An 807-nucleotide genomic window follows, 5' to 3' on the forward strand; every position below is an offset into this window, starting at 1 on the left:
GAAGCGACGACACGGGACGCTTCGTCCGGTGGAGAGGTGGATGACATGGATGGCAGCACGACGACGAAGAGCCGTTGGGGGCGCGCGCGTTTCGGCGGAGGTTCCGCGACACTGTGGGGCACGTCGCTGATGATCGGCGTGGTCGTCTCGGCCTGCGCGGGCGGGCTCTTCGTGGCGCTGAATCCCGATGAACGAGCCGGGCTCGCTTTCGCGGTCGTCATGGCGGGGACCTTGCCCGCCGCGGCCGCACTGGGCTGGGGACTGCTCGTGGACCGCTCGACGATTGCGGGAGCAGTCGCGAAACCGGACGATTCCATCGAATCCGATTGGTATCAGAAGGCGGCCGGCGGCGCCTTCCATGATGTCCTCCTCGTCGGCGGGCTCGGCGCAGCGGCATTCTCATTCGCACGGATCGAGGCATCCGTCGGCGTGGTCCTTGCTGCCGCGGTCCTCTTCGCGATGCTCGACTGCGCAGCGCGCTACCTCTGGCTGAAGAGGTCAGCCACCTGATGCGGAACACCCTCTCGCAGCGCCGCCAAGATCTCGGATGGTCCCAGCAACGACTGGCAGACGAGCTGGGAGTGTCGCGCCAGACGATCATCTCGATCGAGAAAGGCCGGTACGACCCGTCGCTCCCCGTGGCGTTCCGGCTCGCAGCCGCTTTTCACTGCAGCATCGAAGACCTTTTCCTCTTCGAGGAGGACGCCGCCCCCTGAGGCGGCTCGGGCCCATCGTCCGCCCCTCGATGCACCCCGCCCAGCGGGATGTCGGCGGGGTGCGCGTAGTCTCGACGGCATGGAGACGGCG

At 67.5% G+C, this 807-nt stretch carries 2 protein-coding genes; both read left to right on the forward strand.

Going from position 1 to position 807, the window contains the following annotated elements:
- The first annotated feature begins 129 nt into the window (after nucleotides 1–129).
- On the forward strand, nucleotides 130–510 hold the full coding sequence (locus NQ160_RS24340) for a hypothetical protein (RefSeq protein WP_257517531.1): 381 nt from the start codon (nucleotides 130–132) through the stop codon (nucleotides 508–510).
- Nucleotides 510–716 carry a helix-turn-helix transcriptional regulator gene (locus NQ160_RS24345; protein WP_257517532.1) on the forward strand — a complete coding sequence of 69 codons (207 nt, stop codon included), beginning with the start codon at nucleotides 510–512 and terminating at the stop codon, nucleotides 714–716. The genes NQ160_RS24340 and NQ160_RS24345 overlap by 1 nt, the downstream gene beginning before the upstream one ends.
- The last annotated feature ends 91 nt before the right edge of the window (nucleotides 717–807 follow it).

It is taken from the genome of Microbacterium sp. zg.Y909 (genome assembly GCF_024626565.1).

What these genes read in the sequence shown, in the direction of transcription:
- NQ160_RS24345 (WP_257517532.1), top strand. Translation starts at nt 510, where the DNA reads ATGCGGAACACCCTCTCGCAGCGCCGCCAAGATCTCGGATGGTCCCAG.
- NQ160_RS24340 (WP_257517531.1), top strand. Translation starts at nt 130, where the DNA reads ATGATCGGCGTGGTCGTCTCGGCCTGCGCGGGCGGGCTCTTCGTGGCG.